Source organism: Nostoc sp. C052, from assembly GCF_013393905.1.
GTDB lineage: Bacteria > Cyanobacteriota > Cyanobacteriia > Cyanobacteriales > Nostocaceae > Nostoc.
In genome coordinates, this window is the sequence record NZ_CP040272.1 from 3,435,948 (window position 1) to 3,457,644 (window position 21,697).

A 21,697-nucleotide genomic window follows, 5' to 3' on the forward strand; every position below is an offset into this window, starting at 1 on the left:
CTCATGTTGCCCACCCCACAATATTGGATAATTTATTTCTTGGAGTTCCCTAACTTAAATGCCGATGAGTTTATTCACTAAAGGCTCTTGAGCCTCACGTCGTCGTCCTGTAATTACCATCTTGACTCCACTTGCAGATGCCAGGGTAAAACCTCGACGCTGAGGCCGCTCAGGTTGCTGATTAACTACTGCTAACTGATAGCGTGATAAGATGGTTGCCAGTACTAATTTCATTTGAAACAAACCCAAAGCCTCACCAATACAACGACGGACACCACCACCAAAAGGCAGAAATTCATAAGGAGAAAATTGACGTTCTAGAAAACGTTCTGGTCGAAACTCCTTAGGTTGGGGATATAAGTCTTCACGTTGATGAGTAAGATAAATACTAGGAAGCAATACTGTTCCAGGCTCTAAAGAATGTCCCAAGAGTTTAACGGGTTCTTGTACTACCCTTGGGAAACAGAACGGTAAAACAGGGCTAACTCGCAAGATTTCATTACAGACAGCCGTAAGATATGGTAGTCGATAAATGCTCATAGGGTCTGGGGAATCACCGAGAGTGTCCACTTCTTGGAGCAGTTTTTCACGGACTAGAGGCTTTTGGTGAATCCAATACAATCCCGAAGCTATTACAGATGCCGTAGTTTCATAAGCGCCAATTATTAGGGTCATTAGCTGATCGCGCAATTCATGATCTGTCATAAATTGACCAGTTTCATCTTGAGCTAAGATCAGCAAGGAAAGGATATCGACACATTCTGAATTAGGTTGTTGTCGGCGTTCAGCAATTTCGGCGTAGAACAATTGATCGGTTGTCTCGCGATCGCGCAGAAATTTTCCCCAAGGACTCCAAGCTCCTAAATCCTGTTGCAAGAATGGGAGCAAGAAAAAACTAGAAGTGATAGGTGAATGAGAGAGATTTAACAGCAATGGTAGTGAATGCTTAAGTTTTTGAAATCTTTCTCCCCCATACAACCCTAAGACAATCTGTAACATAACTTGTAGAGATATTTCTTGTGTTATATTACGAGCCAAAAAGGGCTGATTTAGTAGTAACTGACTAAAGGCATTTTCGGTAATATTACGGATTTGTTGGCCATAGCTTTGCATTCGCTCTCCATGAAAAGAAGGCATTATCAATTGTCGTTGTTGTTTATGACGACTGCCATCAAGTATGAGAACTGAATTTTTTCCTAGCCAGGGTTCAGTAATTTTATTGAGTTCACCGGCAGCGACAAATTTCTTTCTATCATTCGTTAAAATTTCTTGGATTCCCTGAGGATGATTTACAAATACTACAGTATCGCCAAAGGCAATTATCCTACCAGTAAAAATGTCGGGATATTGTTGAGCTGCGTTTTCCATGTAGCTCACAGGGTCAGTAATCCACTGAAGCTTTTGTAGCAAAGAAGGGGTTTTGAGAGGATTAGGTAGTTGCATATGAATTTTCAGTTCAAACCAAAATCGAAAAATTGTATTAGCGAGGATAAACCCTTAACAAAATAATATGGGTTCATCTATAATGAGCTTTCAGCAAAATAGGATACCTAACAGGTATCCTATTCCCTTATAAAGATAGAGTGAGAATTTATTGATTTAACTCCAAGCTGTCTATAGTTTGATAGCGACCAGAGTGAGAATACCAATTCAGATTGGCAGATATCCAGCTATGTAGTCCTGATATATATTTGGCAAGTTCTGCATCTAATTCCTCTCCAAAAGATGGAAGAGATGATTCAAACTCTTTCAAGCGATGTACTTCTTGATCGTGCATTTCGCTAACTATGAAAATTGCTTGTTCTAAAGAAATATTTTGTTGATAATAAATTAACAATGCTAAATTATGAACATCGCCACTTGACATTTCTCTATGTACGGAGAAAATATCATTACACCAAGCAAGAATATTAATTGTCATCGCTTTTAATTCTTTCATCACCTCATGATTTCGGAGAGAATCAGGAATTATTAAATAATTGCAAAATTCCATCAATGCAAGGAAAACATATCCACCTAAAGTTAACCTACGTATAAGCATATAACTGTCAACATCGGGTGTAATTTCCTGTGCGCGGTTAACTGCTTCTTGAACACAGCCATCGAAATAGCCTTCATAGCGAGCAACAAAGTAATGAAACCATTCTTGACTACCTCTTTGAAGTATCCGTTGTCGTAAATCACTTAATGCATAAGCAAGTGGTATATCCTTACTCGTGAGTTCTGCACCGTTCAATATTTCCAAAAATCTCTTATGAAAATCTTTGAGAATATCAGGTTGTCTTCCTAAATTTGATAAATCACACTGGTCATCCCAAATAAACGCCCAACTCAACCAATCATTTGCAATTTTCAATTCTTCAAGCTGGCAGTTGGGATAGGCACTTGCCGCTAGGAAGAAAAATTTTGATTTGCAAAAACGCTGATAAGATGATTTATTGGCCAGTAGATTGAAGCGAAGTACCCATTCAAGAGCGTGCCTTTCTAGAACATCAATATGTTTATTGATGTGGGATGGAAATGGGCAGTATAAATCAGGGTAAGCTAATTGATTCATAAAAAATGAATTAGTTTAAAGTACCAAAAAAATCATCACAGTAGAACAAAGATAATTGCTCAATATACTGTTAGAAGTCTTTGAGAAAACTTTTGCAAAAATTCACATCGATCCCATATTTCTAAAGTGTGTAAGTTATATTTACGCCACCATTAGTACTATGTAAGTCTATATGAACTTTTAAAACCTATCTCAACATTGTTAAATATTTCTTATTAAAAAATAACCGTAATTATCTGGAATTATATTTCTTTAATAAAAATAGCTATCTCTGTGTATATTCGTTCATGATAAATGCTGTTGACTAACTGAAAAAGTTAACTTATGAGAGCAAAAATATTATTTCAAGTAGCGCTCTTTTTGTAAAAAGACAAGGGTAATAATGACTAATTTCAGAGCGTTCTCTTTCATGAAAGAGAATCTTAAACTCCGGCGAAAGTAAAGATTGGTGCTGAATGTCCATACTGTAGCGATCACCCCAGCTATAAGCTATGGGCAATTTAGTGTGAGAATGTTGCTGTTGTCAGAATTTTTGGGAACTATAAGATTGTCAGACTAGAAAATTGTTAGTTAGTCCGACAATAAAATAGAGGTGACTTAGCTGCGATCGCCAGACGAATAGTGAATAACTAACAAGGAGTTAAATCAATTTAAATACATGAATGAAAAGCCAGATATGAAAATACTTGATGAACCAGAAGATAATTTAATTTTAGTAGTTGATGATACTACTACAAATTTAGAAATTGTCTTTAATATATTAACTAATTTTGGCTTTAAAGTAATTACAGAACATGATGGTAAGAGGGCAATTCAAATTGTTGAAGATACACTACCTGACCTAATTTTGTTAGATGTAATGATGCCACGAATAGATGGATTTGAAACATGTAAAATGCTGAAAGAAAATTCAGCTACTTGTGATATACCTGTAATTTTTATGACGGCTAATTCTGATACTGATAGTAAGGTCAAGGGTCTAAATATCGGGGCAGTTGACTACATTACTAAACCTTTTCATGAAGAAGAATTATTAGCTAGAATTAAAACCCATCTTCAATTACGAAATCTCACAAAAACTTTAGAAAAACGAGTTGTAGAAAGAACAGCAGCCTTATCCAGGGCATTAAAAGACCTACAAGAGTCTCAACTCCAGCTTGTACAGACAGAAAAAATGTCTGCTCTTGGTCAATTAGTAGCAGGAGTTGCACATGAAATTAATAATCCAGTTGGTTTCATTCATGGCAATCTCGGACACGCTTCAGTATATTTTCAAGACATGGTTAACCTGATTGATCTCTATCAAAAGCACTATCCTAATCCGGTTCTAGAAATTCAAGAGGAAATTACAGCAATAGATTTGCAGTATATGCTTTCCGATCTACCGAATTTAATTTCTTCAATGAAAGAGGGTGTTCAGCGCATTCGCAACATTAGTACTAGTCTGAGAACCTTTTCTCGAGCAGATAGCGATCGCAAAGTTTCTTGCAACATTCATGATGGCATAGATAGCACTATCATGATTCTCAAACACCGCTTAAAAGCATCCGAGGATCGTCCTGATATTCAAGTAATTAAAGACTACGATAAATTGCCAGACTTAGAATGCTTTATCGGACAACTAAATCAGGTATTTATGAATTTGTTAGCTAATGCTATTGATGCTTTAGAGGAATCTAATATAGGACGTACTTATCTTGACATTGAAGCAGATCCTAATCAAGTTTTCATTCAGACTCTACTCACTGAAGATAAAAATCATATCTTGATTCGGATTAAAGATAATGGCGTGGGAATGTCGGCTGATATTCAGCAAAAAATCTTTGACCATTTATTTACTACCAAGCCTGTGGGTCAAGGTACAGGATTAGGACTGTCAATTGCCCGTCAAATTGTTGTCGAAAAACATGGCGGAACTCTAGAGGTAAATTCAGTACTAGGAAAAGGTTCAGAATTTATCATCAGGCTTCCCATTTAAAAATCAGAGCAAATCGCGTTTATCAACATAATAAGTAAATTTATGTTCAAGGCAGTAGTAGGTCACAGTAACGATCCAGATTCTCTATCAGCAGTTGAAGAAGTTATTCTGCAATGTGCTAGTTCTCTTGCAGGAGATATACCAAAAGCTGGAATTATTTTTGCTGCAATTGACTTTGAACATGCTCTGATTTTGCAGCAAATTCATCAAGCTTTTCCTGGTATTGAGTTGATTGGTGGAACAACAGATGGAGAAATTTCTTCAGTCTTAGAGTTTCAGCAGGACTCAATCACCTTGATGTTGTTTTGCTCAGATGAAGTTGAAATACATGCAGGAATTGGACGAAAAGTTTCAAGCGATCCAATTACTGCAACTCAACAAGCTGTGGAGCAAGCTAAAGCAAAAAGTACCGCACCCCCAAAGCTATGTTTAACTCATCCAGAGAGCCTCACAACTAGTGGTATCTCTATATTAAATGGCTTAAAACTAGCTCTTGGTGAATATATACCGATATTTGGTGGTTTGGCTGGCGATCAGTCAAGATACCAAAGTACATATCAATTTTTTCAAACAGAAGTATTAAGTGATTCTGTACCAATTTTACTTTTTTCCGGCACAATATTGTTTTCCCATGCTGTTGCAAGTGGTTGGCATCCTATTGGTCAAACAAGTAAAGCTACTAAGGTAGATAAGAACATAGTCTATGAAATAGATGGCAAACCAGCTTTAGATTTTTATCATCATTATCTAGGTTCGCTTCCTCCTTCAATGGAATATCCATTAGCAGTGTTCGATCAAAATGGAGACAATTTTTATATAAGAGCGCCTATTGCTTATAATCAAGAATCTGGTAGCATCACCTTTTTTGGAGATATTCCCGATCAAGCAGTTATTCAAATTTCAGAAGCAGATCATGAGGATATTTTGGCAGCATCGAAGGCGTCATTCATGAATGCTTTAGATAATTATCCAGGTGCAAAACCAAGTGCTGTTTTGTTTTTTTCATGTGTAGCTCGTCGGCAAATACTTGGTACGAGGGCACAAGAAGAGTATCAAAACACAAAACTTTGTCTGACTGACTATTTACCTGCCTGTGGATTTTATTCTTATGGAGAGATTGCTCCTATAGATCGAACTATTCAGACGCAATTTCATAATGAAACTTTTGTAACTTTAATTGTTGGAACTAGGTAAAAACTGATGGAAATATTGGATTATCAACAAGAAATTAGGGAACTAAAAAAAGCCAATAGAATTATCCAAAAAAAATTGGAGCGTTCTGAATCAGACCGGATAAAACTCGAAGATACAAATAAAAAAAAAGAATTCTTGCTCAAAAAAGTAATTGATGAATTAAATGAATATCAATACAAGCTAGAAGAAAGAGGCCATGAACTAGAAACAATGCTTCTTAATCTTCAAATAATGCAAAATAAGATGTCTACTTTGGGAAGTCTTGTCGCAGATGTAGCTCATGAGATTAATAACCCAGTTGGGTTTATAGCAGGTAATCTGACTCCAGCTAAAGAGTATATTCAGAATTTATTACATCTCATTAACCTCTATCAGCAAACCTATCCTAAAGCATCTCAGGAAATTGAAGAAACAATTCAATTAATTGATCTGGAGTATGTGCGCGACGATCTACCTAAACTCATTTCCTCAATGAGAGAAGGCACGGATCGTATTTCCAACATTAGCAATAGTCTCCGAACTTTCTCTAGAGCAGATACAGAACAAAAAGTTCTGTTTAATATTCATGAAGGTATTAATAGCACTCTGATGATTCTCAAGCACCGTTTGAAAGCTAATAAAATTCGTCCTGCTATTGAATTAGTTCAAGATTACGAAGAATTACCCCTAGTTGAATGCTTTCCAGGACAACTAAATCAGGTATTTATGAATCTATTGGCAAATGCTATTGATGCTTTAGAAGAGTCTAATTATGGACTGAGTTTTGATGAGATTAAGCTAAATCCTAATCAAATTACTATTCATACTGCCCTAACTGAAGATAACAATCATGTCTCGATTCGGATTCAAGATAATGGGGTGGGAATATCAGCTGATGTTCAACAAAAAATATTTGACCATTTATTCACAACTAAACCTGTAGGAAAAGGAACAGGATTAGGATTATCAATTGCTTATCAAATAATTGTCCAAAAACATAAAGGAACTCTAGAAGTGAATTCTGTGTTAGGAGCAGGTTCTGAATTTATAATCACTATTCCAATTTTTTAAAATAGTAACTATATTAATTATTAAAATTAATTTTATGAGAAATAAAAGGCTCTAATTTACAAGCGTTTCAAGTAAAAAAGTCAGGTGACCAAAAAATCTGATTGGGCAAGAAAATCGCGATGCCTCCAGCAAGGCTTCGCCAACGCACTGAAATTTACTCGTTGAGGTGGTAGCTTTTCGATGACCAAATTAAGCAAGTTTCTGACTCATACTCTTGACAAAATATCTAAGAGATCGAATGAAATAGCCCTGCCTCTTGGTAAGGGGGAGAACCGGATAATCCCCCCTTATCAAGGAGGGATTATAGTGGGTAAATCCAGGCTTTGGGCTTCATTAGCAAGATGTGTGTACACCGTAGAGGCTAACGCCAAGAGAGAAGGATGCAAAGAAAGAGAAGTTTAACTGAACTGTATTGTCTTATGAACAAAAGCAAGCATCAAATTCTCTGAATAAAGAGATTAAGCAGTTAGTTTAGATGTATTTTTGGGAACTCTATAACTGTAGTTCCAGGATTATTTCCTCAAAACTTATGAGTAATGCACTTGACCGCTCGATAGCTACCCTTAATCTTTCTTTAGAACGCGATATATTTTTACGTACATTAATTAGAGAATTATCTGGCACTTTACAGGATGTAGTTGGCTTAAAAGAAGCTTCTGGATTTATTAGCGTGGTTGGTGAAAGAATGGGTAGGCAACTTGACCAAGATTATAAATCTGCCCTGGAAGTTTCCAGCCTTTCTCGTAAGCAAGTGGCTGATGTCTTGATTGATTTAAAAAAACGAATCCAGGGCGATTTTTATGTCATTGAGCAGAATGATGAAAAAATTGTCTTTGGCAACCGCGTCTGCCCATTTGCCGAAAAAGTGCTTAATCGCCCTGCTATGTGTATGATGACTTCAAACGTCTTTGGGACGATCGCAGCTAATAACCTGGGATATGCGAAAGTAGAATTGCAAGACACCATAGCCGAGGGTGCTTCTGGATGTAGAGTTATTGTTTACTTAAAACCTACAGAAGAAGCAGAAGATGCAGAAGGTCGAGAATACTTTCGGGGACTGGAATCTGTTTAAATCCTTAAATACTAAACCAACCCCAGGATATAAACTTGAGTGCAGATATCTAAAGTAGAGTTCAACCCTGAAATTGGAAGCCCCATGACTCCTGAACAATTTCTTGAACTTGCCAGAGTTTTACCAGAACCTTTACTCCTGGTAAGTGGAGAGGGTCAGTTGTTAGCTACCAATCAACCAGTCGCAGATATGTTGGGGTTACGTCGTCAAGAACTGCGGGGAAGAATGCTCTTTGAGCTTGTAACTGAGTCTACCAACGATGTTGTAAAGTACCTGCAAGCCTGTTCAAGTAGCAGGGAAATGGTGATTGGCTCTTTGACTTTACGAAAAAATGATGGACAAAACTTAATATGTCGTAGTCAAGGAGCAGTGATTCAACCTTGGTCTGCGGAATCTTCAGCTTTAATTCTCTTACGCTTGGAAAATAGAGTTGTAGCTAGCAGTAATTTTGTTCTGTTGAACGAAAAAATTGATGAGTTAGCAAAGGAAGTACAAAGACGTAAACAGGCGGAGGAAGCACTTAAGAAAGCTAATCAAGAGCTAGAAGTTCGGGTTCAGGAACGCACAACTGATTTACAAGAAACACTAAACGAACTACAACTTACCCAAACTCAGCTGATCCAAGCCGAGAAAATGTCTAGTTTAGGTCAGATGGTCGCTGGTATTGCCCATGAAATTAATAACCCCGTGAGTTTTATTTATGGGAACCTTCACCACGCCTATAAATACACTCAGGATTTACTAACATTGGTACAAATTTATCAACAAATTTGTCCAAATATTCCTCCAGAAATCGAAGCAAAAGTAGAAGAAATAGACTTAGATTTTCTGATTCAAGATATAACTAAACTCTTCGAGTCAATGAAGGTGGGAACAGAACGCATTCAAGAAATTGTTAAATCGCTACGTAACTTTTCCAGACTTGATGAAGCAGAATTTAAGCAAGTTAATATTCACGAAGGAATTGATAGTACTTTAATGATTTTAGAGCATCGTCTGCAAGCTAGGCATGAGTACCCAGAAATCAAAGTTATCAAAAAATACAGTCAATTACCCAATGTAACTTGCTACCCTGGTCAACTCAACCAAGTGTTTATGAATATTCTTACTAATGCAATCGATTCCCTAGAGTTATTGGCTAATAATGGTCATTGGTCAGCCGTAAATCCACAAACTACTGACAATCAACAACTCGCAGATAATAATCCTAAAATTCAAATAAAAACTGAGTTAATCGATCAAAAGTGGATAGAGGTTACTATTGCTGATAATGGTTTAGGGATAAATGAACAAGTTCTCTCAAAGCTATTTGATCCTTTTTTCACCACTAAATCTGTGGGTAAAGGTACTGGACTAGGGCTATATATAAGCTATCAGATTATAGTTGAAAAACATAAAGGACAACTTAACTGTTTTTCTGTTCCAGGAAAAGGTGCAGAATTTGTAATTAAGATACCTGTTAGCTCTGTATCATAAAAATATAAGAATTCAGCACCCAAAAGTCAGAAATTATCAGTAATTTAGAATAATTTGTATATTTATTCATCAATTCTGAATTCTAACTATTTTAAATTGATATGAAAAACACCTGTCTGCTAATTAGCAAACAGGTGTGTCTTTGAGTACGAAGCTTGGTTGAGACTCGGTTAAATCTTAGCAGTAGAATCAACTGAGGGTTGAGACTGATTAACCGAATCTAACTTTGGCAAAAGCACTAGATTTTGTGCTTTTACATTACTGTTGATTGTTGCTTGCAAAAATGGGGTATTTGAGATGGAATTGTTAGCCAATGTAAACAGGGGATTTGACAAAATACCTGCTACAGTAGTGGCAATTAGTGTTACCACCAAACCGACCTGCAAAGGTCTTAACCCAGGTAAATCCCAACGCACTTGCGGATAATTCTTCACTGCATCGGACATTTCATGGGGTTCTTTGACTACCATCATTTTAACTACGCGAATGTAGTAGTAGATGGAGACGACGCTGGTAACTAAGCCCAACAAGACTAACCAATAAAGTCCTGCTTGCCAACCTGCCCAGAATAAGTAAATCTTGCCGAAAAACCCAGCTAATGGTGGGATACCACCCAAGGAAAGCAGGGAGATACTCAAGGCGAGTGTTAAGAGTGGATCTTTTTGATACAAGCCAGAGTATTCGGCAATCTGGTCGGTTCCCGTGCGTAGTGAGAACAGAATGATGCAGGTAAAACCGCACAGGTTCATGAATAGGTAGACCAGTAGGTAAAATACCATACTGGCATAACCCGCTTGTGTGCCAGCAATCAAGCCAATCATCACAAACCCGGCTTGGGCAATGGATGAATAAGCTAGCATCCGTTTCATGCTGGTTTGGGCTAAGGCGACTACGTTACCCAAGATCATGCTGAGAACGGCTAGAGCGGTGAAGACAAACCTCCACTCGTCAGCAACGAGAGGGAAGGCTGTTGTTAGCAAGCGGATGGCTAGGGCAAACCCAGCTGCTTTGGAACCGACAGATAAAAAAGCGATGACTGGGGTGGGTGCGCCTTCGTAAACGTCTGGTGTCCACTGGTGGAAGGGTGCAGCGGAGATTTTGAAGCCAATACCTGCGATCGCAAAAACTAGGGCAATCACTAAACCTAAAGATTGTCCCACTTTCGCTGTGGCAATGCCATTAGCGATCGCACTAAGTTCGGTTTGTCCTCCAGATAGTCCATACAGCAGGGATACACCGTACAAAAATATTGCTGTACTGGAAGCTCCAATTAACAAGTATTTCAGCGCCGCTTCGTTGGAGCGGGGGTCACGCTTGGTATAACCTGTCAATAAGTAAGAGGAGATACTCAGGGTTTCTAGGGAGATGAAAATCATCACCAACTCACTAGCCCCAGATAAAAACATCCCTCCCAAAGTAGCACTGAGCAAAATAGCGATGAATTCGGCTAAAGCAGTGCCACTCTGCTCAACGTAGCGAATTGACATCAGTATAGTGGCGATCGCAGACAAGGCAATAATACCGCGAAAGACAATACTCAGGTCATCACTGTTAAAGCTGCCGGTAAAACCGATGGGATTAGGAGAGTCCCATTGAAAATATAGGGCGACAATCGAAGCAAATAAACCTGCGATCGCTAGATATGCAATCCAGCGCGCGGATGTACGCCCCAAAATCAAATCAACTATCAAAACCCCCAAGAGGGTGAGAATAACAATCCCCTCTGGCAAAATCGTTCCAGCGTTTAGCTGGGATGCAATATTAGCAAAATCCATGAGATGTATAGGTTTTGGCGATTAGACATTAAGGCTAACTCTGTTCACTCTAGCAAGTTTTCTAATCCCCGGACTAGCTCTTTTAACAAGAGCTTAACAGCTTGGGTACAGATGGCGATTGCAGTAACTTCACTGACTTATCAGTATTTAGGTGAATCCCTAAGTACTTTCATACTTGTTTTTTACAGCCATTTTTAGGTAATTAGACCATGCGGTAGGGGCAATTTATGTAGACGCAAAGCGGCTTCCCGCAGGGTATTGTCCCTACTTAATATTGATTACATAAATAATAATGCCGCAGGTGCGATCGCTATGTACAAAAAGCTCATTAATAATTAATAAGGGCACAGTAAAACGGGCGGTTATAAACCGCCCAGGCTTAAGTTGACACCAATGAGCAATGCTGTGCCCCTACAATATTCATAACTCCTAACTTTATCAAAAACCGACTGATGGCAGCTTGCCTTGTAGCGACTGAAATTTAGACTGAACACAGTTGGCACAATTGCAACCAAGTTGATCAATAATCGGATTAGATGTTTGAATCAAATTTGGTGTTGCCAGATCGGTAATTTGTTGTGTAGATACTACCGTCATCATTTGGGTAGCGTATGTAGATTTTAGGCTAGATGCGTTTGCTGGATTGACTATCAGCAGCATGGATACCAGAAATGCGGGAAAGGCAAGTAAAATCAGTTTGACTATGTTCATAATTTACACAAAGATAGCTTTGCTGATACAGCATAGCTAATAAATTGCCCAGCTTCAATTTTAATTACCGGCTATTGCTTAACTACGCCCGAATCCTTGACCCCGCAAAACCTTTGACCAAATAACTAATTCGCCCTGTTCACCACCTGCGGCCAATAACTTACCTTGGGGATGCCAAGCGAGGCTAGAAAATCCTGCTGAGACACCTGTGATAATTTGGCATACTTCCTTGGCTTTGTTCCACAAACACAACCAGCCGTCAGCCGCCGCAGATGCGAGAAGGAAGCTTTTAGGTGCAAAGGCGATCGCATTGATCACACCCACATGATTAGTTAATACTCGCGCTTCCCAGCCTAAAGTATCATCCTCTAGCTTTTCCCACACCACAATACCTTCAACGCTAGAAGATGCCAATATTGGCGCACCTACTTTAGTCATAGCTTCTGACCATGCCAATTGACGAATTTTTCCAGGGAAACCACGCATCACCCAAGGGTCGGGGTTGTTCCATTCTAAAACGGTGATACTGCGATCCATATTGCCAGAAGCCAGGAATTTGCCATCGGGCGACCAAGCCATAGCTAAACTGACGGTAGTCATATCTAAGTTGTATGGTTCTTCATCCCAGTTTTTACTATGCCAAATCTTGACTCCCTTATAACCACTAATGGCTAAGTATTCTCCATCAATGCGCCAATCTATACCCAGTACTGAAGAGTTGTCGAAATTCAGCGTCACGATAACTTCACGAGTATCTGCATCCCAGACTTGGACGTAACGCCCTAAACTAAAAGCCAGTTGGTTACTGGTGTAATTCCAAGCTAGCTTGTCAACCCATGCGGGGGCATTTTCTAACGTGGCGACTAATTCAGTATTATGCCAAATTTTCACCTGTCCATCTTGTCCACCAACGGCTAAAAATTTTCCATCTGGGGAAAATGCAAGACAATCTACTGATTTACCGTTACCAGTTTGTAAGGTTGTAAGTTCCCCATCATTCCACAAAACTACTTCTCCGGCGGCGGAAGTTGCTGCTAAAGTTTTACCTTGTGGTGACCAAGCGATCGCAGTTACATAATCTGAAAGTGTCCCCGAATAGTGTTGTTCAAATTCCTTAGATTTACTGGTTGTGGTGTTCATAGTTATGTGAAGAAGTTAGGAGTTAGGAGTTAGAAGTTAGAAGTTAGGAGTTAGGAATTTTTAACTCATAACTCATCACTCATAACTCCTAACCCGCTTTTTAAACTAGACAAGCAAGAAAATCTTGCTTAAGTTTGGCTGCATCAAGGTTGCGACCGATGAAGACTAGTTCGTTTTTGGGGGTTTCGCTGGGTTTCCAGGGGCGATCGGGTTTGCCATCAAAGATCATGTGTACTCCCTGGAATACAAATCGATTGTCTTCTCCAGCAATATTTAAAATGCCTTTCATCCGAAAAATATCGGGGCCTTGGGTACGCAGTAACTCCGAAAGCCAAGTGTTTAATTTTTCTCCATCGACAGCACCCGCTTCTACTAAAGCCACTGAAAAGACAGTTTCATCGTGTACGTGGGCATCTTCGCCTAAGAAATCTGGATCAATTTCTAATGCGCGTTCTAAATCAAATGCTTTTACACCCAACAAAGCATCCATTCCTAGTTCAGAATTTTGGGTACGGTAGATTTTTGCGATCGCATTCATCGCCCGAATCCGTTTTTCTAATTCATCCAACTCTTCTGGCGCTACCAAATCTGTTTTATTAAGTAAAATTACATCGGCAAAGGCAATCTGTTCTTGTGCTTCGTCCGCATCCCAGTGCTGCCAAATATGCTTGGCATCTACGACTGTTACCACCGCATCTAGAGACAGTTGGCTTTGCAAATCTTCATCAACAAAAAATGTCTGAATCACTGGTGCAGGATCGGCTAATCCAGTTGTTTCAATTACTAAATGGTCAAATTTATCGCGCCGCTTCATCAAATTGCCAATGATGCGAATTAAATCGCCACGCACTGTACAACAGATACAGCCATTGTTCATTTCAAAAATTTCTTCATCTGCATCGATAATCAATTGATTATCAATACCCACTTCCCCAAATTCATTAACAATCACAGCAACTTTTTTACCGTGTTCGTAGGTGAGGATGTGATTGAGTAGAGTCGTTTTACCTGCTCCCAAATAGCCTGTAAGAACAGTAACGGGAACTGAATTGTTGATTACGTCAGCCACCATACTCTAAATTCCCCTTATCTCACCTTATGGATAATCATTATCACATATCATAAATCTTTTTATATTTTTGTGCTAACTTGCTGTTATTTTGGATTTCAGCAAAATTATCACATAACTTAATCTAGAAATATTTTATTTTTCTGCATCTGTAATAAGTCATAAATATTCACAAATTTGTTAGCCTGAAATATTAGCATAAAAACTGTGTTCAGCAATTTTACCGGAACTTAGTTGAGCGATGTTAATTGTACCGATATCTTTGCCGAATGATTGCGCTAATGTAATATTTAGCATAATCAACCCGATTATAATAATAATCGGCATGAGGGCATTTTTTAGAAGTCGGTTATTTGTCAAATCATCAATTACATTCCACTTAGCAAAAAATTCTTTATCTGGATTTTGACTTTGAACTCGATTGCGTAAATAAGTCCCTAACAATATAACTGGAAGATTAAGGATCATTATACTTACAGATTGCAACTGCTTACCAAACAGACTCATCTGCATTTCTCCCAAAAATTTCACTGGGCCAGTATAGTGAAAAAGCCAATATATTGTCAGCGCAAGATACGCACAATACGCTAGAGATAAATATTTTAATTTTTGATTGTTACTCATTTTTAAAATTTTGATTTCCGCTCACTTTTAACCTAAAAGAGATTAAATTGAGATCCGTACTCAAACGGAAATAGGGGCAGATACAGCACTTCCGGCAGCTATGAGGTACATCCTCAAATCTGAAAGCTTTGATAGGAGAGGGCAAGGATAAAAACTGTATTGTATAATGGCCGGAAGCGCTGTATAGCAGTGAATGTAGCGATCGCACTTTTTGGAAACACTTATAAGTTGTGCTTCTCTCAATTGCGATCGTTGTGGTTAGATGCCGACAGTGAAATAATCTCAGAAAAACGTGAATACTTAACAGCATCGGTAGTAGGATAATCCATCGACACTGCAAGTAACCCAACTTTTATATCCTCGAAATAAATCACACCCCCAATACGTCCTTCAACTTGGAAAGGCCCATGAAATAAACGATACTGTGCAATGTAGATCAGGAAAAAGCCAGTTATCTTTATTGCCCTGTCAAACATTTGCTCACAAGTTTTCTGGAGGACATTATCTAGGTATTCATTATAGGCAGGCTCACCCAGTTCAGTAAATTCTGAATGATCCGCAAAATGATCCATATAAAATAACCAGATATGCGACAAGTCTGCTTCATTCGTCAGTTTTTGCTTAAGTTCCTGCAATCGGTCGATATTCATAGTGTCGATAGATATTGAGGAGATGAGGCGAGCTGATAGCACCGTTAAAAATCTACCACAGCGATCGCTCCAACACCTCACTTAGGAACATAGATTAAAACTTCATCCTGTCTCTAGCTTCCCTCTCCTTTATAAGCCTTATAAAGGAGAGGGATTGAGGGTAAGGTAAACCAGGGACATAAATTATATGTTATTTAATTCTTATTCCTTAGGATTCCATATCTGCATCAAGCATCCACAGAAGAAAGTGTTAACCGAGATTAGCACTACCACCGACTTGAACTGCACCCTCAGATACAGGAGGATGATAAGTCATAGACTGCAATCCTAGCCGACCAGGGCCAGTAAAACGGTTAAGAGTAAATGAAATGCCACCAAGCATCACCCCAATTGCTCCCAAGATACCGCCACTAGATTGCAGCGCCGTTACTGTCTCCATCTTCACTGATGAGTCTTTCCACAACCATGCACCTGGTTCTACATCTAACATCTCTCCAGGAGCGAGGTACTTTTCAAAAACATTGCCGTAACCGTGAATTAGAAGTAGCCCCCCTTCTTGCTGACCAATAAAGCGATCGATGAATAACCCGCCACTGCGGCTGAAAAAGAGGTTAGCCAGCCCTCGCTGGAAAAAGAAACTGTACTCAATATTACTAGTAGCTAGCAAAAACTGATGTTCGCGCACATCCACTGTCTGTCCACGCTTTAATTGCAGCACCACAATCTGTCCTGGAGCCTCACGAGAGAAAGCAATATTCCCTGGCCCATGTGCTTCACTAATAAAAATTTGCAGTCCGGCAAAGAAACGCTTGGCTGCCCCTTTTAAACCTTTGACACCAAGGCGAACATTAGGATGTTTCCACAGCAAAATATGATGTTCAAAGTAAATTGATTGCTGTTGTCCTAGATGCACATCTACTACAGGTACTACTTCTCCTTCGATTCTTAAATTTAAGTCACCCGAATGAAAAGTTTGTTGGGGATTTCTCTTTTCTGGTATTGGTTCACCATTGAAGTCAGACATAGTATGCTCTCACAGATCGTTTAAAGGAAAATTACTTAGCTTACAGCTATTTTCAGGTAAATAGACCACGCGGTAGGGGCATAGCATTGCTTATAGGTGTCAACTTAACGTGAAAACCAGCCTAGTACAAGCTTTTAGATTGCCTCATTCCCAGTCGAAGACTGGGAATGCCGTCCTGGCTCCGCCTCTCTTACTGGCGGCAGAGACGTCAGGAGCAGCATTTCCAGCCTCCGGCTGGAAACGAGGTTTTAAAAGACTTTTAGCTTAAGTTGACACCAATGAGCAATGCTGTGCCCTGACATAGATGTGGTTCAAATACATAAAAACTTCTGTAACTATAGCGATCTTACTAACTGCAATTTTCGGGACAGACACTTGTGAGAACATTAATTAGTAAAAGGCAGGTAGACCCTGCCTTCATTCTGTAGATTACTAAGCTCAATATCGCACCTCAAATTGACAAAACCATTGCAATGTTATGTCAAGTGTGTGTTTGTATGACTTACTTGGACAGAGAACAGCAGTAGAAGTCAAAGATTACTTGCCAAGTCTAGTAATTATTAATTTTTGCCATTGGTGAGAAGATGAATAGCTGCTCCTGCAACTGCACCATCGACTGCATCCCCAAGAGTATCTTTGCCACCGCGAGTTACTGCACCTGTAACTGTACTGGCTGCTGCCCCGACTCCAACATCTTGACCGAGATTTCGATGCTTTCTATGATACCTAGACCTAGTACCATTGACACCATTAACAGCCGCACCAGCCGCCGCTCCTTTGATCGCATTATTCAGCAACGAACCACGTCTTCTGACGACTGTCCCAGATAATACTCCGGCACCTGCTCCGATACCAATATCTCGTAGTATATGTTCATCCGCAGATGCTTTTTGAGCCGGAACTAAGCTCACACTTGCTAAACTTACAGCCATCAGGCTGGAAATAAATACACCTTTCCAGGTTTGTTTCATTCTGCTACCGTTGCCTTTTTCAAACTGAAAACTAACCAAATCATTATAAATATGTTTCCTCTCATTAGAAAGTAAAACTGTGGACTCAAATGAGGAATGAGCCCTCTGATGTCACTCTGGGAGGAGAAAAATAAATGTAGTTTGGGTGGAACCTTCGCATAGCGTCTTGTAGGGAAGTGAAACCCAAAAATACCAAACTCTTTGGATGTTGGGTTTCGTACCTCAAACGCCACTTACTTCTCCCAAAAGGAGACGCCGCGCGTGGTTTATTGAGTAGTACCAATAGCAGATTTTAGTTGAAGTTTAATATTTGTACCTTTTTTAAGGACAACTTCTCCACCAGGGCTAGACAAAACGAAAGCCGCTGCGGCTGCACCACCTGCTAGCCCACCATGCTTGAACTTGGCTTTATCACCAAGAAAACGACCTGCAATTGTACCACCTAAAATAATCCCTGCATTTTGAATGAACTTACCTTTGGTTTTTGTTTCTAACTTGGTGTTGACTAAAGTTGCATCAATGGGATATGATGAGCCATTTTTAAGCGAAATATCATCAAAAACTAAATGTAAACTTGCTTTTTTTCCTTTAGCAGCTTTGACTACATCTTCCAGGTGTCCCTGTATTTGACCATCTTGAAGAACTTTATTGGCTCCGATTGAAGAATTCTTCATTTCTAAAACAAAGCGATCGTTGTTTTGGCTTTTAACCGTAGATATCTCTTGTTTAAGAACAGTCTCAAAACTTGCTCCAGCAGGTACGGATATTTGTTGATTATTTGGCTGAGTAGATGTTCTTTCAGCGATCGGAGTTTTGTTGTTACTAGAAGTATTGTCGGTCTGGCTATTTTTATTACAACCTGCTGTGCTACTTAATAAAATAGCACTCAATAACAATGGTAATAGATTTTTCATGGCGACGGTGTTGATGCAATAAATAATCACAATACAATCTTTTCAGCAAGATCAAAACGACAGAAGCGGAAACTTAACGTTCATCTACAAATGCTGATTGAGCCAGAAATAATGTTACACTTGCTCTATCCATGAGAAGTGAAGATCAAGTACATAGAGTTAGCTGAAGCGCTGTTAGATTTCTCCAGTCAAAGTGATTTAGTGAATTACTCAGAAATAAGAATTAAATAGCATACAATTTATGTCCCTGGTTTATCTCACCCTCAATCCCTCTCCGATATATTGGAGAGGGAAGCTAGAGACAGTATGAAGTTTTGCATCTTATTTAATCCACGTTCCTTAGGGAATATCTCTGTACGCCAATCCAATCAGGAAGATTAAGTTTCGCCATTCCCATCATTAAGCACTTCTTAAGGCCACAATGGGGTCTAGTTTAGCAGCGCGACGTGCAGGAACAACGCCAAAGAATAAACCAATAGCCCCAGAGACACCAACTGCCATAGTAATCGCTACAGGAGAAAGACTCGCTTCTAAAGGAGTTAAAGCACTCACTAAGAGGATGCCACTAACACCAACCGCAGTCCCAACTAAACCGCCAGCTGCGGAAACTATCACAGCCTCAATGATGAACTGTAGCAAAATATCTTGCTCTGTTGCCCCGATCGCTTTTCGCAATCCGATTTCTTGGGTGCGTTCGGTGACGGAGACAAGCATAATATTCATAATGCCAATGCCACCGACAAACAACGATATACCTGCGATCGCTGCTAGCATAATTGTCAATGCACCTGTAATTTGACCGACAGTTTGTAAGGCATCCTTTTGAGAACGCAGAGTAAAGTCATCTTCACCATTAATTTTGTGCCGTAGACGCAGCAAATTAGTAATTTGAAACTCTGCTGCATCCACGCTATCTGAATCACGAGCGGCAGCAACGAGGTAATCTAAGGCGATACCATAGGGAGAATTCTTGCCTACAAGTCGGTTTGCTGAGGTAGTGATTGGGATTAAGGCAGCATTATCATAATCTGCTCCCACGCTGGAACCTTTGGCTATTAAAGTCCCAATCACTTGAAAGCTGGTATTTCCAACTCGCAATTGCTGGCCGATGGCGTTACTACTACCAAATAGTTTTTCTGCCAAGTCTGCACCAAGTACTACCACTTGGTTGCTTCGCTTAATGTCTACCTCAGAGAAAAATCTGCCTTTAGCTGTTTCAAAATCCCGCACCGATAGAAAGCTGGGAGTTGTGCCAATGATATTGACATCAGTGTTTCTGTTGCGATATGTAACCACCTGTCTTCTATTTAACTCTGGCGCAACTCCTACTACAGTTGGTACTTGAGAAGCGATCGCTTCTGCATCTTGCAACACCAGAGTTTTTGGTACTTCAAAGGAGATTCGCTGAGTTTCTTGATTACCTGGCAGTACAAATAGCACATTTGGCCCTAGTGACTCCAGCTGTTTATTAACGAATTTTTGCCCACCTTCACCAATACCAATCATGGCAATTACTGAGGCGTTTCCAATAACTATACCCAGCATAGTGAGGGCGCTACGCAGTTTATTTGACAGCAGGGTTTTCCCCGCCATATTCATACTTTCGAGGAGATTCATGCCAATTTTGGATTTGAGATTTTGGATTAAAAGTCTGTATTAAAAGGCTGTTCGGTGGAATTTCAAACAATATTACCTATTCAATTTGGGTTTATTTATTCTGTTTCTCTTTGGCCTTTTCGATTTTGTAGTCTTTGGGTGGGTTCACAAATATGCGATCGCCTGCTTGAACACCCCCTAAAATCTGAGTTTGGTCTTGGATTTGTGCCCCGACTGTAATTTCACGAAACTGGGGTTTATTCTTGGCATCGGGGATGAGTACACCCGTTTTACCCTTTTCGGTGACGATTGACACCGTTGGTAACACTAAAGCATTATTAACGCGATCGCCTAAAAAAGTCAGATCCACATTTAAGCCAGAACGTAGTTTATCTGTGCCAGTATCAAGAGCAATCCGCACCTGGAAGGATGTTACACCTTGTTCCACCACTGCTTCGGGAGCAATCAGGCGCACATGACCTTTAAAAACTTGATCGGGATAAGCATCAGCGACAATTTCTACCTGCTGTCCCGATTTAATTCTGCCAATATCGGCTTCGGGAACTTGAGCTAATATTTCTAAACCTCTGGCTACGGCAACAATTGAACTAGAAGTTGCCGATGCACTAGTAGAAGCAGAAGTTGTGGGTGTGACAAACGCACCTGGTTCTGCATACTTTTGGGTAACAATTCCCGACAGAGGAGCGCGAATAATAGTATCTTCTAACTGCACTTGTACACCCTTCAATTGAGCCTCAGCAGATGCAACGGCGGCTTGACGCTGGGCAATTTCTTCAGAACGAGTGCCATCTTGCAACAGAACTAATGCGGCTCGTGCTTCGTTAACAGCGGCTTGGCGTTGGTCAACTTCCTCAGTCCGAGTGCCACTTTTAACTAACGACAATCGTTTTTTAGCTTCTTCTAAATTGGCTCTAGCACTTTTGTCGTCACTGATGGCTTGATCGAGTAATTGTTTTTTCTCTGCTCCCTCTTGATATAGATATTGATAACGTTTTACCTGTTCATTGGTGTAATTCACCTTTGCTTGAGCCGCATCCACTTGCGATTGAGATTGAGCAATCTCTTGGGGACGATTACCAGCCTTAGCTGCGGCTAACTGGGCTTGAGATTGTGCTAACCGCGCCTTTGATTGAGCGATTTCTTGAGGACGACTACCAGCAAGGGCTTCGGCTAATTGAGCTTGACTTTGGGCTAAATTGGCACGATATTGACTCCTTTGGGCTTCAATACTTGCACTATCCATACGGGCGAGAATTTGCCCTTGTTGAATGCGATCGCCTTGTTCTACATATAATTGCGATAGCACTCCAGGGTTCTTCGGGCTAATATTTACGCTTTTAACTGGCACAACTTTACCACTAGCTGTAATCCGCAATGTCACGTTTTGTGCTGTAACTGGAACAGTTAATTCAGCAATATCTTCTTTGTTTGCCCCTTGATTGATCAAGGTGTAAGTTGTTACTGTACCCACAACCAACACACTCCCTGCCATCAGCCCAATCAGCCAGCGTAATGGATACTTAACTTTGCCAATAACTGGAATTTCTATGTGAGTAGCCATATTATAAAAGCCTGTAAATATTCCTCTATAGGAGTAGCCTTTTGTTTGATTTTAAGTTTAGAATACGGAGATATTAAAGCTTTGGGATTAAATTTTTATGAGTCAATTGACAACTAGACGCATAATTAGCTTCATCGTTGCTTAATCTTCCTTCATACTAGACATTGCTTTTTCTGTATGTCTTCACCTGAATGGATGACTTTTGCCACTAGTATCGCCTCCCTCGGAAATACTTTGGCGTACTTCTAAATCATTGAAATATTTAGTTCTGACTCTACAACCACAAGTAGCGATCGCCTTTTAATACCAATTTT

The 21,697-nt window shown here is 39.7% G+C and carries 18 protein-coding genes; 5 read left to right on the top strand and 13 right to left on the bottom strand.

From position 1 onward, the window contains the following. Positions 1-54: 54 nt before the first annotated feature. Both FD723_RS13810 and FD723_RS13815 read right to left on the bottom strand, forming a co-directional pair. The gene (locus FD723_RS13810) at positions 55-1,443 is read right to left on the bottom strand and encodes a cytochrome P450 (protein ID WP_179065844.1); all 1,389 of its coding nucleotides are present in this window, start codon (positions 1,441-1,443) and stop codon (positions 55-57) included. A gap of 148 nt (positions 1,444-1,591) precedes the next feature. Further along, the gene (locus FD723_RS13815) at positions 1,592-2,557 is read right to left on the bottom strand and encodes a terpene synthase family protein (protein WP_179065845.1); all 966 of its coding nucleotides are present in this window, start codon (positions 2,555-2,557) and stop codon (positions 1,592-1,594) included. Positions 2,558-3,215: 658 nt separating this feature from the next. Here FD723_RS13815 and FD723_RS13820 point away from each other — a divergent pair. The 5 genes from FD723_RS13820 (at position 3,216) to FD723_RS13840 (ending at position 9,327) form a co-directional block, all read left to right on the top strand. Further along, the gene (locus FD723_RS13820) at positions 3,216-4,535 is read left to right on the top strand and encodes a response regulator (RefSeq protein ID WP_179065846.1); all 1,320 of its coding nucleotides are present in this window, start codon (positions 3,216-3,218) and stop codon (positions 4,533-4,535) included. Positions 4,536-4,577: 42 nt separating this feature from the next. Next, positions 4,578-5,729 (top strand): FIST signal transduction protein, encoded by a 1,152-nt coding sequence (locus FD723_RS13825; RefSeq protein ID WP_179065847.1) that lies wholly within the window; start codon positions 4,578-4,580, stop codon positions 5,727-5,729. A 6-nt stretch (positions 5,730-5,735) separates the two neighbouring features. Beyond that, on the top strand, positions 5,736-6,779 hold the full coding sequence (locus FD723_RS13830) for a sensor histidine kinase (RefSeq protein ID WP_179065848.1): 1,044 nt from the start codon (positions 5,736-5,738) through the stop codon (positions 6,777-6,779). Positions 6,780-7,308: 529 nt separating this feature from the next. Further along, positions 7,309-7,851, top strand: coding sequence for a methanogen output domain 1-containing protein (locus FD723_RS13835; RefSeq protein WP_179065849.1), 543 nt, complete (start codon positions 7,309-7,311; stop codon positions 7,849-7,851). 84 nt (positions 7,852-7,935) lie between these two features. Continuing rightward, positions 7,936-9,327, top strand: a complete 1,392-nt coding sequence (locus FD723_RS13840; protein ID WP_179065850.1) for an ATP-binding protein — start codon at positions 7,936-7,938, stop codon at positions 9,325-9,327. A 170-nt stretch (positions 9,328-9,497) separates the two neighbouring features. Here FD723_RS13840 and FD723_RS13845 read toward each other — a convergent pair whose 3' ends face one another. The 11 genes from FD723_RS13845 to FD723_RS13895 all read right to left on the bottom strand — a co-directional run bounded on the left by FD723_RS13845 (position 9,498) and on the right by FD723_RS13895 (position 21,383). Then, on the bottom strand, positions 9,498-11,102 hold the full coding sequence (locus FD723_RS13845) for an NAD(P)H-quinone oxidoreductase subunit N (RefSeq protein WP_179065851.1): 1,605 nt from the start codon (positions 11,100-11,102) through the stop codon (positions 9,498-9,500). A 438-nt stretch (positions 11,103-11,540) separates the two neighbouring features. Continuing rightward, entirely contained in the window at positions 11,541-11,813 is a 273-nt protein-coding gene (locus FD723_RS13850) for a hypothetical protein (RefSeq protein WP_179065852.1), read from the bottom strand. 78 nt (positions 11,814-11,891) lie between these two features. Further along, positions 11,892-12,953 carry a WD40 repeat domain-containing protein gene (locus FD723_RS13855; protein WP_179065853.1) on the bottom strand — a complete coding sequence of 354 codons (1,062 nt, stop codon included), beginning with the start codon at positions 12,951-12,953 and terminating at the stop codon, positions 11,892-11,894. Between the two features lie 100 nt (positions 12,954-13,053). Beyond that, positions 13,054-14,025, bottom strand: coding sequence for a GTP-binding protein (locus FD723_RS13860; RefSeq protein ID WP_179065854.1), 972 nt, complete (start codon positions 14,023-14,025; stop codon positions 13,054-13,056). A 177-nt stretch (positions 14,026-14,202) separates the two neighbouring features. Beyond that, entirely contained in the window at positions 14,203-14,646 is a 444-nt protein-coding gene (locus FD723_RS13865; protein ID WP_179065855.1) for a hypothetical protein, read from the bottom strand. A gap of 239 nt (positions 14,647-14,885) precedes the next feature. Then, positions 14,886-15,296 carry a hypothetical protein gene (locus tag FD723_RS13870; RefSeq protein ID WP_179065856.1) on the bottom strand — a complete coding sequence of 137 codons (411 nt, stop codon included), beginning with the start codon at positions 15,294-15,296 and terminating at the stop codon, positions 14,886-14,888. A 250-nt stretch (positions 15,297-15,546) separates the two neighbouring features. Further along, positions 15,547-16,320, bottom strand: a complete 774-nt coding sequence (locus FD723_RS13875) for an AIM24 family protein (protein WP_179065857.1) — start codon at positions 16,318-16,320, stop codon at positions 15,547-15,549. A gap of 560 nt (positions 16,321-16,880) precedes the next feature. Beyond that, the gene (locus FD723_RS13880) at positions 16,881-17,291 is read right to left on the bottom strand and encodes a hypothetical protein (protein ID WP_179065858.1); all 411 of its coding nucleotides are present in this window, start codon (positions 17,289-17,291) and stop codon (positions 16,881-16,883) included. A 266-nt stretch (positions 17,292-17,557) separates the two neighbouring features. After that, complete coding sequence (locus tag FD723_RS13885) at positions 17,558-18,205, bottom strand: hypothetical protein (RefSeq protein ID WP_179065859.1); 648 nt, start codon at positions 18,203-18,205, stop codon at positions 17,558-17,560. A gap of 399 nt (positions 18,206-18,604) precedes the next feature. Next, complete coding sequence (locus FD723_RS13890; protein ID WP_179065860.1) at positions 18,605-19,822, bottom strand: ABC transporter permease; 1,218 nt, start codon at positions 19,820-19,822, stop codon at positions 18,605-18,607. 91 nt (positions 19,823-19,913) lie between these two features. Further along, positions 19,914-21,383: an efflux RND transporter periplasmic adaptor subunit gene (locus FD723_RS13895; protein ID WP_179065861.1), complete on the bottom strand. Its 1,470-nt coding sequence runs from the start codon at positions 21,381-21,383 to the stop codon at positions 19,914-19,916. Between the last annotated feature and the right edge of the window lie 314 nt (positions 21,384-21,697).

Bases quoted from the DNA above. Each gene is read 5' to 3' on its own strand.
- FD723_RS13810 (WP_179065844.1), bottom strand. From the start codon at position 1,443: ATGCAACTACCTAATCCTCTCAAAACCCCTTCTTTGCTACAAAAGCTT.
- FD723_RS13815 (WP_179065845.1), bottom strand. From the start codon at position 2,557: ATGAATCAATTAGCTTACCCTGATTTATACTGCCCATTTCCATCCCAC.
- FD723_RS13820 (WP_179065846.1), top strand. From the start codon at position 3,216: ATGAATGAAAAGCCAGATATGAAAATACTTGATGAACCAGAAGATAAT.
- FD723_RS13825 (WP_179065847.1), top strand. From the start codon at position 4,578: ATGTTCAAGGCAGTAGTAGGTCACAGTAACGATCCAGATTCTCTATCA.
- FD723_RS13830 (WP_179065848.1), top strand. From the start codon at position 5,736: ATGGAAATATTGGATTATCAACAAGAAATTAGGGAACTAAAAAAAGCC.
- FD723_RS13835 (WP_179065849.1), top strand. From the start codon at position 7,309: ATGAGTAATGCACTTGACCGCTCGATAGCTACCCTTAATCTTTCTTTA.
- FD723_RS13840 (WP_179065850.1), top strand. From the start codon at position 7,936: ATGACTCCTGAACAATTTCTTGAACTTGCCAGAGTTTTACCAGAACCT.
- FD723_RS13845 (WP_179065851.1), bottom strand. From the start codon at position 11,102: ATGGATTTTGCTAATATTGCATCCCAGCTAAACGCTGGAACGATTTTG.
- FD723_RS13850 (WP_179065852.1), bottom strand. From the start codon at position 11,813: ATGAACATAGTCAAACTGATTTTACTTGCCTTTCCCGCATTTCTGGTA.
- FD723_RS13855 (WP_179065853.1), bottom strand. From the start codon at position 12,953: ATGAACACCACAACCAGTAAATCTAAGGAATTTGAACAACACTATTCG.
- FD723_RS13860 (WP_179065854.1), bottom strand. From the start codon at position 14,025: ATGGTGGCTGACGTAATCAACAATTCAGTTCCCGTTACTGTTCTTACA.
- FD723_RS13865 (WP_179065855.1), bottom strand. From the start codon at position 14,646: ATGAGTAACAATCAAAAATTAAAATATTTATCTCTAGCGTATTGTGCG.
- FD723_RS13870 (WP_179065856.1), bottom strand. From the start codon at position 15,296: ATGAATATCGACCGATTGCAGGAACTTAAGCAAAAACTGACGAATGAA.
- FD723_RS13875 (WP_179065857.1), bottom strand. From the start codon at position 16,320: ATGTCTGACTTCAATGGTGAACCAATACCAGAAAAGAGAAATCCCCAA.
- FD723_RS13880 (WP_179065858.1), bottom strand. From the start codon at position 17,291: ATGAAACAAACCTGGAAAGGTGTATTTATTTCCAGCCTGATGGCTGTA.
- FD723_RS13885 (WP_179065859.1), bottom strand. From the start codon at position 18,205: ATGAAAAATCTATTACCATTGTTATTGAGTGCTATTTTATTAAGTAGC.
- FD723_RS13890 (WP_179065860.1), bottom strand. From the start codon at position 19,822: ATGAATCTCCTCGAAAGTATGAATATGGCGGGGAAAACCCTGCTGTCA.
- FD723_RS13895 (WP_179065861.1), bottom strand. From the start codon at position 21,383: ATGGCTACTCACATAGAAATTCCAGTTATTGGCAAAGTTAAGTATCCA.